Annotated in this window: 13 protein-coding genes; 10 read left to right on the top strand and 3 right to left on the bottom strand. The window is 73.2% G+C overall.

Annotation, left to right across the window (positions count from 1 at the left end; translation table 11 throughout):
• Positions 1 to 32: 32 nt before the first annotated feature.
• Positions 33 to 1,040 carry a LysR family transcriptional regulator gene (locus ABH937_RS22910; RefSeq protein WP_280693025.1) on the bottom strand — a complete coding sequence of 336 codons (1,008 nt, stop codon included), beginning with the start codon at positions 1,038 to 1,040 and terminating at the stop codon, positions 33 to 35.
• Positions 1,041 to 1,283: 243 nt separating this feature from the next.
• Here ABH937_RS22910 and ABH937_RS22905 point away from each other — a divergent pair, with 243 nt between their 5' ends.
• From ABH937_RS22905 to ABH937_RS22875, 7 genes are all read left to right on the top strand, one after another.
• Positions 1,284 to 2,165 carry a xanthine dehydrogenase family protein subunit M gene (locus tag ABH937_RS22905; protein WP_280693027.1) on the top strand — a complete coding sequence of 294 codons (882 nt, stop codon included), beginning with the start codon at positions 1,284 to 1,286 and terminating at the stop codon, positions 2,163 to 2,165.
• 23 nt (positions 2,166 to 2,188) lie between these two features.
• The gene (locus ABH937_RS22900) at positions 2,189 to 2,692 is read left to right on the top strand and encodes a (2Fe-2S)-binding protein (RefSeq protein WP_280693029.1); all 504 of its coding nucleotides are present in this window, start codon (positions 2,189 to 2,191) and stop codon (positions 2,690 to 2,692) included.
• The gene (locus tag ABH937_RS22895) at positions 2,689 to 5,055 is read left to right on the top strand and encodes an aerobic carbon-monoxide dehydrogenase large subunit (RefSeq protein ID WP_280693031.1); all 2,367 of its coding nucleotides are present in this window, start codon (positions 2,689 to 2,691) and stop codon (positions 5,053 to 5,055) included. The genes ABH937_RS22900 and ABH937_RS22895 overlap by 4 nt, the downstream gene beginning before the upstream one ends.
• Positions 5,052 to 6,044 (top strand): XdhC family protein, encoded by a 993-nt coding sequence (locus ABH937_RS22890; protein WP_370219273.1) that lies wholly within the window; start codon positions 5,052 to 5,054, stop codon positions 6,042 to 6,044. Before ABH937_RS22895 ends, ABH937_RS22890 begins: the two co-directional genes overlap by 4 nt.
• A complete protein-coding gene (locus tag ABH937_RS22885) occupies positions 6,041 to 6,994 on the top strand; it encodes an AAA family ATPase (protein WP_370219272.1) in 954 nt (317 codons plus the stop codon). The genes ABH937_RS22890 and ABH937_RS22885 overlap by 4 nt, the downstream gene beginning before the upstream one ends.
• Positions 6,987 to 8,249, top strand: coding sequence for a VWA domain-containing protein (locus tag ABH937_RS22880; protein ID WP_370219271.1), 1,263 nt, complete (start codon positions 6,987 to 6,989; stop codon positions 8,247 to 8,249). Before ABH937_RS22885 ends, ABH937_RS22880 begins: the two co-directional genes overlap by 8 nt.
• Positions 8,250 to 8,414: 165 nt before the next feature.
• Positions 8,415 to 9,755, top strand: a complete 1,341-nt coding sequence (locus ABH937_RS22875) for a chloride channel protein (protein ID WP_370219270.1) — start codon at positions 8,415 to 8,417, stop codon at positions 9,753 to 9,755.
• A gap of 29 nt (positions 9,756 to 9,784) precedes the next feature.
• On the opposite strand, the gene ABH937_RS22870 is transcribed toward ABH937_RS22875, so the two are convergent.
• Entirely contained in the window at positions 9,785 to 10,744 is a 960-nt protein-coding gene (locus ABH937_RS22870; protein ID WP_370219269.1) for an SURF1 family protein, read from the bottom strand.
• A gap of 483 nt (positions 10,745 to 11,227) precedes the next feature.
• On the opposite strand from ABH937_RS22870, the gene ABH937_RS22865 reads away from it, so the two are divergent.
• On the top strand, positions 11,228 to 12,472 hold the full coding sequence (locus tag ABH937_RS22865; RefSeq protein ID WP_280693038.1) for a chitinase: 1,245 nt from the start codon (positions 11,228 to 11,230) through the stop codon (positions 12,470 to 12,472).
• A 67-nt stretch (positions 12,473 to 12,539) separates the two neighbouring features.
• Entirely contained in the window at positions 12,540 to 13,460 is a 921-nt protein-coding gene (locus ABH937_RS22860; protein ID WP_370219268.1) for a polysaccharide deacetylase family protein, read from the top strand.
• Between the two features lie 222 nt (positions 13,461 to 13,682).
• On the opposite strand, the gene ABH937_RS22855 is transcribed toward ABH937_RS22860, so the two are convergent.
• Positions 13,683 to 14,102: a hypothetical protein gene (locus ABH937_RS22855; RefSeq protein ID WP_370219267.1), complete on the bottom strand. Its 420-nt coding sequence runs from the start codon at positions 14,100 to 14,102 to the stop codon at positions 13,683 to 13,685.
• Between the two features lie 403 nt (positions 14,103 to 14,505).
• Here ABH937_RS22855 and ABH937_RS22850 point away from each other — a divergent pair, with 403 nt between their 5' ends.
• The gene (locus ABH937_RS22850) at positions 14,506 to 15,123 is read left to right on the top strand and encodes a hypothetical protein (protein ID WP_370219266.1); all 618 of its coding nucleotides are present in this window, start codon (positions 14,506 to 14,508) and stop codon (positions 15,121 to 15,123) included.
• Positions 15,124 to 15,152 lie beyond the last annotated feature (29 nt).

The raw sequence follows: 15,152 nt of genomic DNA, 5'->3' as shown, positions 1-15,152 counted from the left end.
AGCCCCGCCATTCCCGCGCGGCCACGCGCCGGTCAGCTCCACAGGCTCACCCGCACCGTGGGCCGGTAGTGCCCGACCGGCACCCCGGTGTCCCGGGCCAGCAGGCTCTGCACGGCAATCGGGGTGGTCACGAAGCGGCACAGCGCGGAGGCGGTCGGCGAGCGCCGCTCACCGGGCAGCGCGCTGGCCCGCAGCACGCCGTTGATCGGTGTACCGGGGACGGCGACCACGGTGAGCGATCCGTGGCGCAGTTCGTCGCGGACCAGGTGCAGCAGGGCGACGGACAGCCCTCCCCCGGCCACCGCCGCGCCCAGTGCCGCGCTGGTGCTGGGGAAGACGGACGCGTCGGCCTCGCCGACGCCGTGCCGGGTGAGGAAAGCGCCGCCGGGCGTGCCCGGATCGAGCCCGCCCGGGCCGAGCAGCCAGTGCGCCTTCGGCAGGCGGCCGACCGGCAGGTGCAGCCGACCGCCGGCCAGCCGGTCGAGACCGGAGCCGGCGCAGTTCCTCGCCGCGACCACGACGAGCTGGAAGCGCAGGAACGGGATGTGCTCGAAGGTGTCCGGGCCGGGCGGGCCGGCGCTCCCGCTCTGGTCGGCGCCCGCGAGGCCGACCACCACGTCGGCTCGCCGGTCCAGCAGCAGTTCGGCCAGCGCGCTGGACGGCACCGTCAGCGTGGTGGTCTCGACGTCCGGGTGCCGGCGCACGAAGGCCTCCAGCAGCGGCGGGGCGATCTGCTCGGCGAGTTGCTCAGTGGTGGCCAGCCGCAGGTAGCCGCCCTCCGTGCCGGCCGCCCGGACCTGCCGGCGGGTCTCCTCGGCCAGCCCCACGATCTCCGCCGCGCCCGCCGCCAGCCGCCGCCCGCCCGGGGTCAGCGCGATGCCGCCCCCCGCCCGGACGAAGAGCCGGTCGCCGAACTCCCGGCGCAGCGCCGCGATCGCGCCCGACACGGCGGGCTCGCTGACCCGCAGCGAGATCGCCGCCGCCTTGACCGAGCCGAGCCGGGCCACCGCCAGGAACGCCCTGAGCTGGGTGAGCGTCATCGCCGCCTCCCGTCGTCCGCCCCCTCGTCTACAGCCCCCGTCGTCCGAGCCTCCCGTCGTCCGCTGCTCCACGTCGTCCGCCGCCTCGCACCGTCCGCAGCGGATTTCCGCCCTGAGGATGTCAGCCGTGGCGGGCTCTTAACCATTCCCCTAAGTCGGCTTTGACCTGGGCGGTTGCCGGGGTCACCGTGCAGGCGTGCGGCAGTGCGGCCGCGCGCGGCCCGTGATCGTCAGGAGGCCACCGTGCAGGTTCCCGCGTCATTCGAATACCGGCGGGCCCAGAGCGTGCCGGACGCCCTCGCGCTGCTGGAGCGGTTCGGGGAGGACGCCCGGGTCATCGCGGGCGGGCACAGCCTGCTGCCGATGATGAAGCTGCGGCTGGCCCGTCCGGAGTTCCTGGTCGACATCAACGACCTGCACGAGCTGGACTATCTGCGGCAGGAGGGCGCCGAGTTGTGCATCGGGGCGCTCACCCGCCACCGTGGCCTGCTGGAGTCCGAGCTGGTCGGCCGGCTCTTCCCGATCTTCCACGACGCCGAGCGGGTGATCGCCGACCCGCCGGTGCGCAACCGGGGCACCATCGGCGGCTCGCTCTGCCAGGCCGACCCGGCCGAGGACCTCTCCGCCGTCTGCACGGCCGTGCGTGCGGTGGCCGTGGTGCTCGGTGCCGGTGGACGGCGTTCGGTGCCGATGGCGGACTTCTACCGGGGACCGTACGAGACGGATGTGGGCGCCGGCGAGATGCTGGGCGAGATCCGGGTGCCGATCCTGCCGGACTCCGGCAGCGCCTATCAGAAGGTCGAACGGAAGACCGGGGACTGGGCGATCGCGGCCTGTGGCGCCGCCCTGTCGCTGGCGGACGGGCGGATCGCCTCGGCCGGGATCGGGCTGGCGGCGGTCGGCGTCTCGGCCGCCGGGTACCGGCGGGCCGAGCAGGCGCTGGTCGGCCGGGAGCCGTCCGAGGAGGTCTTCGCCGAGGCCGGTCGGTTGGCCGCCGAGGACTGCGAGCCGGTGACCGACACCCGCGGCACCGCCGCGTACAAGCGCCACCTGGCCGGCGAACTCACCGAACGCGCCCTGCGCCTGGCCGTCGAGCGGGCCCTGCGGCCCGCCGCCGCGGCCTGACCGAGCCGGAAGGACGGCTGACGATGCAGGTCACCATCAATGTCAACGGCGAGGACCACACCGCCGACGTGGAGCCCCGGCACCTGCTGGTCCGCTTCCTGCGCGACGACCTCGGCCTCACCGGCACCCACTGGGGCTGCGACACCAGCAACTGCGGCACCTGCGTGGTGCTGCTCGACGGCGAGCCGGTGAAGAGCTGCACGATGCTGGCCGTCATGGCGGCCGGGCACCAGGTGCGCACCGTGGAGGGACTGGAGACCGCCGACGGGCTCGACCCGGTCCAGCAGGGGTTCATCGAGCAGCACGGGCTGCAGTGCGGCTTCTGCACGCCGGGCATGATGCTCACCGCCCGTGCGCTGCTGGACCGCGATCCCGATCCCTCCGAGCAGCAGATCCGGGAGGCGATCTCCGGCCAGCTCTGCCGGTGCACCGGCTACCTGAACATCGTCCGCGCGGTCCAGTGGGCCGCGCACCACCCGGCGGCGGCCGCCGCTGCCACCGCCCCGAGCGCCGGGAGCACGCCATGACCGCTGTGGAAGAGCCGGTCGTCGAGGAGCGTCCGATCGGCTACGGGCGGCTCAAGCGCAAGGAGGACCCGCGCTTCGTCCGCGGCAAGGGCCACTACGTGGACGACGTCCAGCTGCCCGGCATGCTGCACGGCGCCGTGCTGCGCAGCCCGCTGGCGCACGCCCGGATCGTGTCGATCGACACCTCGGCGGCCGAGGCGCACCCCAAGGTCCGCGCGGTGATCACCGGCGAGGCGCTGGCCGGCCTGGGCCTGGCCTGGATGCCGACGCTGTCCATGGACACCCAGGCCGTGCTGGCCACCGACAAGGTGCGCTTCCAGGGCCAGGAGGTGGCGTTCGTGGTGGCCGACGACCACTACGCGGCCCGCGACGCGATCGAGCTGATCGACGTCGAGTACGAGCCGCTGCCCCCGGTGATCAACGCGCGGCACGCGCTGGACGCGGACGCCCCGGTGATCCGGGATGACCAGGAGGGCCGCACCGACAACCACGTCTTCGACTGGGAGGCGGGCGACAAGGCCTCCACCGACGCGGTGTTCGCGGACGCCGACGTGGTGGTCGCCCAGGACATGCTCTACCCGCGGGTGCACCCCGCCCCGCTGGAGACCTGCGGCTGCGTGGCCGACATGGACCCGGTCGACGGCAAGCTCACCCTGTGGGCCACCACCCAGGCGCCGCACGCCCACCGCACCCTCTACGCGATGGTCGCGGGCCTGCCGGAACACAAGATCCGGGTGATCTCCCCGGACATCGGCGGCGGCTTCGGCAACAAGGTCGGCATCTACCCCGGCTACGTCTGCGCGATCGTGGGCTCGATCCTCACCCACAAGCCGGTGAAGTGGGTCGAGGACCGCTCCGAGAACCTGATGAGCACCTCCTTCGCCCGCGACTACCACATGCACGGCGAGATCGCCGCGACCCGCGAGGGCCGGATCCGCGCCGTCCGGGTCAAGGTGCTCGCCGACCACGGCGCGTTCAACGCGACCGCCCAGCCCACCAAGTACCCGGCCGGCTTCTTCCACGTCTTCACCGGCTCCTACGACATCGAGGCCGCGCACTGCGCGGTCACCGGCGTCTACACCAACAAGGCACCCGGCGGGGTCGCCTACGCCTGCTCGTTCCGGGTCACCGAGGCGGTGTACCTGATCGAGCGGCTGGTCGACTGCCTGGCGGACGAACTGCACACGGACCCGGCCGAGTTGCGGATGAAGAACCTGCTGCGCCCCGAGCAGTTCCCGTATCCCAGCAAGACCGGCTGGGAGTACGACTCCGGCGACTACCCGGCCACCCTGCGCAAGACGCTGGAGCTGGCCGGCTACGACGCGCTCCGCCGCGAGCAGGCCGAACGGCGCGCGCGCGGCGAACTCATGGGCATCGGCCTGTCGTTCTTCACCGAGACGGTGGGCGCCGGCCCGCGCAAGGACATGGACATCCTGGGCCTGGGCATGGCCGACGGCTGCGAACTGCGGGTCCACCCGACCGGAAAGGCGGTGGTGCGGCTCAGCGTGCAGACCCAGGGCCAGGGCCACGAGACCACCTTCGCCCAGATCGTCGCCGAGGAGTTGGGCATCCCGCCGGAGGACATCGACGTGGTGCACGGCGACACCGACCAGACGCCGTTCGGGCTCGGCACCTACGGCAGCCGCTCGACCCCGGTCTCCGGCGCGGCGGCGGCGATGGTGGCCCGCAAGGTCCGGGACAAGGCGCGGATCATCGCCGGTGCCATGCTGGAGGTGTCCACCGAGGACCTCGAGTGGGAGAAGGGCCGCTGGTTCGTCAAGGGCGACCCCACCGCGAGCCGGACGATCCAGGAGATCGCCCTCGCGGCGCACGGTTCGCTGGAGCTGCCCGACGGCGTGGAGGGCCACCTGGAGGCCACCACGGTCTACAACCCGCCCAACCTCACCTTCCCGTACGGCGCTTACCTGTGCGTGGTGGACGTCGACCCGGGCACCGGCGCGGTGACGGTGCGCCGCTTCGTCGCGGTCGACGACTGCGGCACCCGGATCAACCCGATGATCATCGAAGGCCAGGTGCACGGCGGGCTCGCCGACGGCGTCGGCATGGCGCTGACCGAGATCATCAGCTTCGACGAGGACGGCAACTGCCTGTCCGGGTCCTTCATGGACTACCTGGTGCCCACCGCGCTGGAGGTGCCCGCCTGGGAGCTGGACCACACCGTCACGCCCTCTCCGCACCACCCGATCGGGGCCAAGGGGGTCGGCGAGTCGGCCACCGTCGGCTCACCCCCCGCCATCGTCAACGCGGTGCTGGACGCGATCGGCGTGCGGCACGCCGACATGCCGCTCACTCCCGGGCGGGTCTGGCTGGCGATGCACGGAGGCGTGGAGGCGCCGCAGTGAGTACCGACACGGTCCTGGAGCAGCGGATGGCCGAACTGACGGATCGTCAGGTCCCGTTCGTCAAGGCCACCGTGGTCCGGGCGCTGCACCCGACCAGCGCGCACCCGGGGGACATCGCGCTGGTGCTGGAGGACGGCCGGATCGAAGGGTTCGTCGGCGGCGTCTGCGCCGAGGCCACCGTCCGCCTCCAGGCGCTGCGGCTGCTGAGCAGCGGGGAGTCGCTGCTGTTGCGGATCTCCCCCGACGCCCCGGCGCAGCCCGAGGCCGCGCCGCCGGACGACACGGAGGGCACCGAGGGCACGCTGCTGGTGGCCAACCCCTGCCTGTCCGGCGGCGAGTTGGAGATCTTCCTGGAACCGCTGCGCCCGTCCCCGGTGGTCCTGGTCCTCGGCGACACGCCCATCGGCCGCTCCCTGCTCGCCCTGGGCGTCGGGCTCGGGTACGACGTGCGGGCCCTCGCGCGCGAACTGCCAGACGAGGACCTGCCCGACGAGGCCCTGCCCGATGAGGAGCTGGGCACGGCCGCCGCCGTCGTGGTCGCCTCGCACGGGCGCGACGAGGAGGGGGTGCTGACCCGCGCCGCGCGGGCCGCGGTGCCCTACGTCGCGCTGGTCGCCAGCCGCCGGCGCGGGGCCGCGGTGCTGGCCGGCCTCGACCTCACCGCCGAGCAGCGGGCCCGGGTGCACACGCCGGCCGGGCTGTGGATCGGCGCCCGGACTCCCGGCGAGATCGCGGTGTCGATCCTCGCCGAACTGGTGGCCTCGCGCCATGCCGTCCTGGTGCACAGCGAGGACGGTGCACCGCCGCACTCCGGGTCGACCGAGCCGCGCAGCGCGGTCGACCCGGAGTGCGGGATGACCGTCGCGGTGCTCCCGGACACGCCGTTCTCGGACGTCCGGGGGCACCGCCACTGGTTCTGCTCGACCGGCTGCCGCGACCGCTTCGAAGCCCGGACCGCCGAAGGCTCTCAGCCTGCGGAGCAGCCATGACCGAGGCCGGCGCCGGGGCTGCAACCGGGACGGACCCGCAGGCGCAGGCGGCTCGGGCGGCCGTGCTCCGCGCCGCACCGGACCCGCGGACGCTGCGCGCCGCCCTGGACTCCCTCGGCTACCTCACCGACACGGGTCTGACCACCGCGCTCTACCTCGCGCTGCGGCTGCCCCAACCCCTGCTGCTGGAGGGCGAACCGGGCGTCGGCAAGACCGAGGCCGCCCGGGCGCTGGCCGGTGTGCTCGACAGCCCGCTGATCCGACTCCAGTGCTACGACGGGCTGGACGCGGCCGAGGCGCTGTACGAGTGGAACTATCCCCGCCAGTTGCTCAGCATCCGGCTCGCCGAGAGCCGCGGCATCACGCTCTCGGAGGCCGACCTCTTCTCCGACGCCTTCCTGCTGCGCCGCCCCGTGCTCGCCGCGTTGACGCACCCGGGTCCGACCCCCGCCGTGCTGCTGATCGACGAGATCGACCGGGCCGACGACGACTTCGAGGCCTTCCTGCTGGAGGTGCTGGCCGAGGCCAGCGTCACCATCCCGGAGCTCGGCACGGTGCGGGCCACCGTCGCCCCGGTCGTCGTCCTCACCTCCAACCGGACCCGCGACCTGCACGACGCGCTGAAGCGGCGCTGCCTCTACCACTGGATCGACTACCCCGACACGGACCGGGTCGTCGAGATCGTCCGGCGCCGCGTCCCCGGCACCACCGCCTCGCTCGCGGCCGAGGTCGCCGGCGCCGTGCGGCGGCTGCGCACCCTGGAGATCCAGAAGCCCCCCGGCATCGCGGAGAGCATCGACTGGGTCAGCGCGCTCACCCTGCTCGGTGTGGAGCGACTCGACGCCGAGGCGGCGGACCAGACCCTCGGCGTCCTGGTCAAGTACCGCGAGGACCACGAGCTGGTCCGCGAGCGCGGCCTGGCCTGGCTGGCCGGCAGCTCCGATGACTGAACACTCGGGTGCCCCGCCGCCCGTCGACTGGCCCGCGTTCGCCGCCCGGTTCGGCGCGGCGCTGCACCGCGCGGGCGTGCCGACCACGCCCGAGCGCGCGGCCCGCTTCCTGGACGCCCTGCGCCTGCTGCCCCCCGTGGACCGGGCGGCGCTCTACTGGGCGGCCCGACTGGCCTTCGTCACCGCGCACGAGCAGATCGACCCGTTCAACCAGGTCTTCACCGTGCTCTTCGGCGGGCAGCGCGATCCGGCCGACTCCCGGGGCTCCCCCGACAACCCGCCGCTGCCCGGCTTCGAACCCGCGCCGGGCGGACCGGCACCGGCCGCAGGGCCGCCACCCACCCAGCGGTCAGCCCGGCCGCTGCCGAGCGGCCCGTCGCACCCCGATCCGGCCGACGAACCGTCCGAGCAGCCGACCGGCACCGGCGCGCAGCGGCTGGTCGGCAGCACCGCGGAGGTCCTCGCCCAGCAGGACTTCGGCACCTTCGGACCTGGTGAACTGGCAGAACTGGACCGGGTGTTGGCCAAACTGGTGATCAGCGTGCCGATGCGCCGCAGCCGGCGCCGGCAGGCCGATCGGGGCGGCCGCCGCATCGACCTGCGCCGAAGTCTGCGGCGCAGCCTGCGCACCAGCGGCGAGACCGTCCGGCTGGCCCGCTCGCGCGGGCGCCTGCGCCATCGTCGGCTGGTGCTGCTGTGCGACATCTCGGGCTCCATGGAGCCGTACACCCGCGCCTACCTGCGGATCTTCTCCCGGCTCTGCTCCCGCCCCGGAACCCCGGTGTCCGCCGAGATCTTCGTCTTCGCCACCCGGCTCACCCGCCTGACGCCGGTGCTGCGGCACACCGCCCCGGACACCGCGCTGCGCCGGGCCGGCCGGGCCGCCCCCGACTGGTCCGGCGGCACCCTCATCGGCCGCGCGCTCGGCGAGTTCACCGACCGCTTCGGACGCCGCGGCATGGCCCGCGGTGCGGTGGTGGTGATCTTCTCCGACGGCTGGGAGGGCGAGGACCCGGCGGCGGTGGGCCGGCAGACGGCCCGGCTCAGCCGGCTCGCACACCGGATCATCTGGGTCAACCCCCGCAAGGCCGCCCCTGGTTACGCCCCGCTCGCCGGCGGGATCGCGGCGGCGCTGCCGCACTGCGACGCCTTCGTGAGCGGGCACAGCCTGGCGGCGCTGCCGGAGGTCTTCGAGGCGATCGCCGGGACGGCTGCCCGGCAGCCGACACACCGGGGCCCGCTCCCGCCGCGGTAGCGGCGATGCCGTCGTGCGTCTCAAGCCTGTGCTGGACGAGCGGCACGGCGAGCGGGCCGCCGCGTCCGTCCAGGCCCGAAGCCCGAAATACGAGGCAACGGGGCATTCCGCTGGCACCATCAACCGAGAGTCAGGCACCGGACGCGGCGCTGAGGAGGCGACCTGATGTCATCGGACGAGTCGGCGGGAGATCCCGCGGCGGCTCTCCCCCCGGACCCCTTCGCCGCGCTGCGGACCAAGGGCTACCTGGTGCTCCTGGTGCTGGCGGCGGTACTCGGCGTCATCCTCTCGGCCGGCGCCTACGGCTTTCTCCAGGCCGTGGACCAGCTGCAGAAGGCGCTCTACACCGACCTCCCCAGGGGCCTGGGGTTCCACGGGGCACCCCCCTGGTGGCCGCTGCCGCTGCTCGCGGTGGCGGGGTTGCTGGTCGCGCTGACCGTCCAGTACCTGCCCGGCAACGGCGGCCACCAGCCGGCCGAAGGACTCCATACCAGCGGTACCGCGGCGGCGGCCGAACTCCCCGGCATCCTGCTCGCGGCGCTGGCCTCGCTGGGCTTCGGTGCGGTGATCGGGCCCGAGGCGCCGCTGATCGCGCTCGGCGGCGGCCTGGCCGTGTACGCCATCCGCCTGATCAGGCCCGGCATGGACGCCAGGACGCAGGCCGTGGTGGGTGCGGCGGGCAGCTTCGCCGCGATCAGCGCGCTGCTGGGATCGCCGCTGCTCGGGGCCTTCCTGCTGATGGAGGCGTCCGGGCTCGGCGGTCCGATGATGGGGGTCGTCCTGCTGCCCGGCCTGCTCGCTTCCGGGATCGGGGCGCTGATCTTCATCGGCCTCGGCTCCTGGACCGGGGTCGGCGCCGGCAGCCTGTCGATCCCCAGCCTGCCCTCGGTACAGCACCCCAACGTCGCCCAGTTCGGCTGGGCGCTGGCGATCGGCGTGGTGGCGGCGCTCGTCGGCGTGGCCGTCCGACGACTCGCGCTCCTCGCCCAGCCGCACGTCAACCGCAGGCGGCTGGTGCTGACCCCGCTGGCCGGCCTGGCAGTCGCGGGACTCGCCATCGCCTACGCCGAGGGCACCGGAAAGGCCTGGTCCGACGTGCTGTTCTCGGGTCAGGCCGAGCTGCCCCACCTGCTGGTCGACAACGCGAGCTACTCGGTGGGGGCGCTGGTCCTGCTGTTCGCGTGCAAGTGGCTCGGCTACGGCGTGTCGCTCGCGGCCTTCCGCGGCGGGCCGATCTTCCCGGCGATGTTCCTGGGCGCGGCCGGCGGGATCGCGCTCTCGCACCTGCCCGGGCTGCCCGTCATCGCCGGTGCGGCCATGGGCATCGGCGCGATGTCGGTCGCCATGCTCCGGCTTCCGATGACCTCCGTCCTGCTCGCCACGCTGCTGCTGGGCCAGGACGGTGTGACGCTGATGCCGCTGGTGATCGTGGCGGTCGTGGTCTCCCACGTCGCCTCGTCCCGGCTCACTCCGCCGCCGGCAGCGCCCACGGCGCCGACGGCGTAGCAGGGGAGGCGACCGCGCCTCCCCTCCTGCTACCGCGGGGCGTGCTGCGCCTCGCCACCCACTGAGGCGGCGGCAGCGTCCGGCTCGCCCTCGGCGTCGTCGGCGTCCTCGGCGTCGCTGCCGTCCTCGACGTCCGGCTCCGCACTCGGCTCGTCGTCCGGCCCCGCACTCGGCTCGTCGTCCGGCCCCGCGCCGGTGGCGGCCGCCTCGGCCGCGCGCGCTTCGCGGGCGTCGCGCAGGTCGCGGCGCAGCAGGACCACCCAGCCGGCCGGGATCAGCGCGGCGAAGAGCCACCACTGGATCGCGTAGGGCAGGTGGACGCCCTTGCCGACCACCGCGTCGTCGCCGGTGTTGGTGACGTTGGGGCTGGGCACCAGCTCGGCCTGGTCGGCGGCCGGCGGGTTGGGGCTGGTGGAGACCAGTTCCAGGTAGCCCGCGACCACCGGCTGCTTCAGGCGCGCGGCCTGGTCACTGCTGTTGATCCGCATGAACATCCGGTCCGGCAGGCCGTCGAGCTCGCGGCGGAAGGTCTCGTCCGGCCGCAGCCGGCCGGACACGGTCACCTCGCCGGCGGGGGCCGGCGGCACCGTCGGGTAGGTGGTGGCGTCTCCGGGCGAGGCGACCCAGCCGCGGTTGACCAGGACCACCTCACCCGCGTCGGTGACCAGCGGGGTGATCACGTAGTAGCCGACCGCGTCACCCGCGGCGTCGGTGCGCTGGCGGACCACGAACTCGTGCGCCGGGTCGTAGTGACCGGTGGCGGTGACCGGGCGATACGTCTCCGAGGCCGGCACGGTTGCCCCGGGCTGGGAGAGAACATCCATCGCCACCGGCGGCGCGGCCATGGCCGCGGCGGTGCTCCCGTTCTGCCGATTGGTCTGCTCGTAGCGGTGGTACTGCCACTGCCCGAGCAAGACCATGGCGGGGATGATCGCGAAGAAGACGAGGGTCAGGATCGCCCAACGCCGGGTCATGAGGATTCGGAGCACCGTGTGACGGTATCTCCGCTTACACCGCTGCCACGAACCGGCCCCCGTCCCGACACGCCGGATCGGTCGGCCGGGCCGCTGCGCCCGACCGATCCGGCGGGTGCGGCAGCGGGCTGCCGGCGTGCGGGTCGTCACCGCCGCCCGCCGCGATCCGGAGTGGTCGCAGCGTGACCGGCGGCGGTCCCACCAGTCCGCCGAACGAGCGAAGCCGCACCGCTGCGGGCGATTCGCGGAGCGGATGCGGCAGGTGCGCGGCTTACCGTGCTGCGGATGGCTCGCCATTTCTCATATCAACCCATGATCACTCTGCATGGCCTCGCCCCCCACCTGGCCATGCTGCTTCAGGACTTCCCCCTGCGGGATTTCACTCCTTCAGGAGCCCACGCCCCGCAGGACTCCGCTGACGGGCCATCACCCGCAAGCAGCGGCGCACCGTCCCAGTGCGCTGCCGATGCGCCGTCCGGCCCGACCACGAGGACACCGATGCGCCGCCCTCCTCCCCGCCTGGCTTCGGCCCTGGCACCTCTCGCGCTCAGCGCGGGGCTCCTGCTGATCACCCCCGTGCCCGCGCACGCCACCGCACTGCCCGGACCCGGGTTCCCGGCCCGCTACACCGCCCCGTACGTCGAGACCTGGCACTCCGGTGCCTCGCTGACCGAGGCCCGCCGGGCCACCGGGCTCGAGTACTTCACCCTCGCCTTCGTGATCAGCGACGGCGGCTGCCACGGCGCCTTCGACGGCACCGTTCCGGTGACGGACCCCGGGTGGGAAGTCGCCCTGAACCAGTTGCGGTCCGACGGCGGGGACGTCATCGCCTCCTTCGGCGGCGGCGCCGGCACCGAACTCGCGCAGGTCTGCGACTCGGTGGACGCGCTGAAGACCGCCTACCGGCGGGTGATCGACAGGCTCAACCTGACCGCGCTCGACTTCGACATCGAAGGCTTCGCCCTCGACGACACCACGGCCAACGACCGCCGTGCCCGGGCGCTGGCCGATCTCCAGCACGAGTACGCCGCCGCGGGCCGCCCGCTGAGCGTGCACTACACGCTCCCCGCCAATCCGGATGGGCTGTCGACGCAGTCGCTGCGGCTGCTGCGGAACGCCAAGGACCGGGGTCTGGACGTCTCCGTGGTCAACATCATGACCATGGACTACGGCCCCGACCTGAACATGGGCCGGATCGCGACCACGGCCGCCGACGGCCTGCACGATCAGATGGCCCAGATCTGGCCGGAGAAGAGCGCGGCGGAGCTGTGGGCGATGCAGGGGAACACCCCCATGATCGGCGTGAACGACGCCACCAACGAGGTCTTCTCCACCAAGGACGCCCACACCCTGGCGGACTTCGCCAATGCCAAGGGGATCACCCTGCTCTCCTTCTGGGCGGTGGGACGGGACCGGGCCTGCGCCGACGAGGGCACGCTCGCCGGCAGTTGCAGCGGCACGGCGCAGGAGCCGGGCGAGTTCTCCCACCTGTTCAGCCGACCCCAGCCCCGGAGCCGGCCCCGGCCGCACCCCGCGCCGGAACCGCGCTCACCGTACTGCCTCGGCCCGCTCGGCAACCCGCTCAGCCCGGTCTGCGCCGAGCGTCCCACCAACGGCGGCACCGCCACCGCGCCCGCTGCGGACGGCAGCGCCGTGTGGGCCAGCCGCGCCGTCCGGGACAGCGGGTGCGCGAGCGGCTGGGACCAGCCGGCGGTCTGGTGCGACGGACGGGCGACCCCCTGACGGAGACCCGGTCGGGCAGGGGTGTCCGGCAGGCAAGGGGGCTACGCGTCACCGGAGGTAGCGCGACATGATGTTCAGTCAGATCCACACCACTCGGCGCCTGCTGTTCGGCGCAGGCAGCGCGGCCCTGCTGTGCGCCTGCGGGCGGGCTCACGTCAAGGGCGCGGCGGCCGCACCACCCCGTACCGCGAGCGCGTCACCAGGCGCGTCACCAGGCGCGTCACGGGGCACCTCACCGACGCCCAGCGCGGCGGCGCCGACACCGACGCCGTCGGCAACACCCTCGGCAACGCCGTCGGCGCCACCCGCACCGAGCGCCGCACCGACCGTGCCGCCCGGCACGGCGGGGGCGGCCGCCGGGCGGGCGGCATACGCCGTGCACGCGGGCCCCAAGGTGGTCGCGCTGACCTTCGACGACGGCCCGAGCCCCCTCGACACCCCACGCGTGCTGGCCCTCCTGCGCGAGCACGGCGTCACCGCGACTTTCTTCATGATCGGCAAGAACGTCGCGCGCTACCCGGACACGGCCCGTCAGGTGATCGAGGCCGGCCACCTGGTGGGCAACCACACCTGGTCCCATCCTGACCTCGGCACCCTCGCCAAGGCCGGCGTCCGCAAGGAGATCGAGCGCACCAGCCAGACCATCGCCGACGTCTGCGGCGTGCGGCCGGTCCTGTTCCGCGCTCCCGGCGGGCACTTCACCCGCAACTCCTACGCGGTCTGCGCCGACCTCGGGCTGCGCTCGATCTGCTGGAACGTGGACCCGGAGGACTGGTCGAACCCGGGTTCCGGCGCCATCGCGAGCCGCGTGCTCGGCGCCACCAGGACCGGCTCCATCGTGCTCAACCACGACGGCTGCCTCACCGACGCGTTGATCACCGCACCGGGCGGGGTCGCCGACCGCTCGCAGACCGTCGACGCGCTGCGCGCTTATCTGCCCAAGCTCCTCGAGGCCGGCTACCGGTTCACCGTCCCCGACAATCCGTGAGCCCGAATTCGCGAACCGACTTTTCCTGAGCCGAGTGTTCCCGAACCGACTTTCCGTGGGCTGACTTTTCCTGGACCGACTTTCCGTGGGCCGGCTTTTCCTGGACCGCCGCGGGCCGATCCTTTTTGCGGCGGTCCAGCCGCGTCCGGGCAGCCCGATTCGCCCTGCCGGAAGATCCGGCAGGGCGAATCGGCTCGCCGCTGCGGCGTCGCTCCGCAGGAATCAGCTCCCGTACGCACCACCGCGCAGCGCCCGGTAGTTGTTGGGGCAGGTCATGGTGACGCGGTAGCTGCCACCCAGCGGACCGTAGATGTACCGGTAGCCGTTCGCGCAGTCGACGAAGACGTAGAAGTGGTTGCCGGAGCACGAGACCGCGAACGTCGAGCCGTACAGGTAGGCGTCCCAGCAGCTGAGCGAGTCCGCCGTCGCGGGCACCGCTGCGTCGAGCCCGGAGGCCTTCTGGGCGGTACCGCTGGTGGACTCGCCGCTGCTGAGGTCGGTGACCGTGTAGTCGGCGTCCGCCGCCGCGACCGTCGCATTCGCCTGGCCCGCGGCGACGGCCGCCGCGGCCGGCCCGCCGCTCATGCCGATGGCGAGCAGCATTGCCGCCAGGAGCACACCCAGAGGCTTGAGAAACTTCACCTTGATCCCTTTCTCGCAATGGGTTCGAGCGGCGTTATCGCCGACTCGACAATCGAGGTTGGCAATGAGCTTCGCAGAGGCTTTCAAAGGGGAGCAAGACGGCCGTTTTGATCATTAACCGTGACACCCGAACAATGCTCTCTCGGCTACCGCAAGAATTCCAGGCGAATCGATTCAGCTCACCCTGCCCAGCGCCACTGAAATTCACCTGAACGGGCTATCGGAAATGGACTTTCCATGCGCCGGGAGCGCAGCCGTCCAGGGAGAGCGACCGGGGGTCGACAGGGGCCCGTCGCACGGCGCACGGCCGGGCGCAGGCCCGGGACGACGCCCGGAGGAGGCCGGCGAGCCAGGTCCGCGCGGGGCCCGAAGCAGGGAGTTGAACACGTTCAACTTTTCCGCCATGCTGCTGCCGAGCGAAAGGTCGATCGATGATCAGATCCTGACGGGCCCTCCTGCCCGCTACCGCGTCGCGCTGATCTGGTTCTACGAGGGGCTCTGGTGCAACGTCCTGCCCGGGCGGGCGGACCAGCGCGCCATCGTCGCCGGCCTGCCGTTGCTGCCGGCCGGCGCGGTCACGCCGCTGCTGCTCTTCGGGCGCATGTACGAAGACGTCGGCATCGAGCTGGCCGCCTTCCCGCCCCCTGGCGCCCGGGGGCACCGGTGGTCGGCCGGTGCGGCTGCTGCTGGGCGATGTGGTCGAACAACTGGCGGCCTCCCCGCCGGCGCCTACGACGCGGTGACCCTGTCCAACGTGCTGGACGGGCCAGGGCCGGAGTTCGCCCGCCGGCTGCGCGCGGCGGTCCGGCACGCGGTACGGCCGGACGGTGTCGTCGTGCTGCGCAGCATCCGGGAGCCGGGCCCCGCCGGGCCGGGGCTGGCGGCCGAGGACCGGTCGATGCTGTGGGGCGTGGTGCGGGTCACCCGCGTCGCAGACCGGGGGCGGGACGGCGTACGGGATCGGGATCGGGACAGGCCGCCCCGTGCGGGCGAGTCGGCGAGTGAAGGGATCGGATCTTGAGGTACCTGCTGCAGCGTCACCCCATCGCG

It is taken from the genome of Kitasatospora sp. GAS1066B (assembly GCF_041262605.1).
Lineage (GTDB): Bacteria > Actinomycetota > Actinomycetes > Streptomycetales > Streptomycetaceae > Kitasatospora.
The sequence above is the reverse complement of the archived record's forward strand: the minus strand, read 5'-3'. Positions and strand labels throughout refer to the sequence as shown.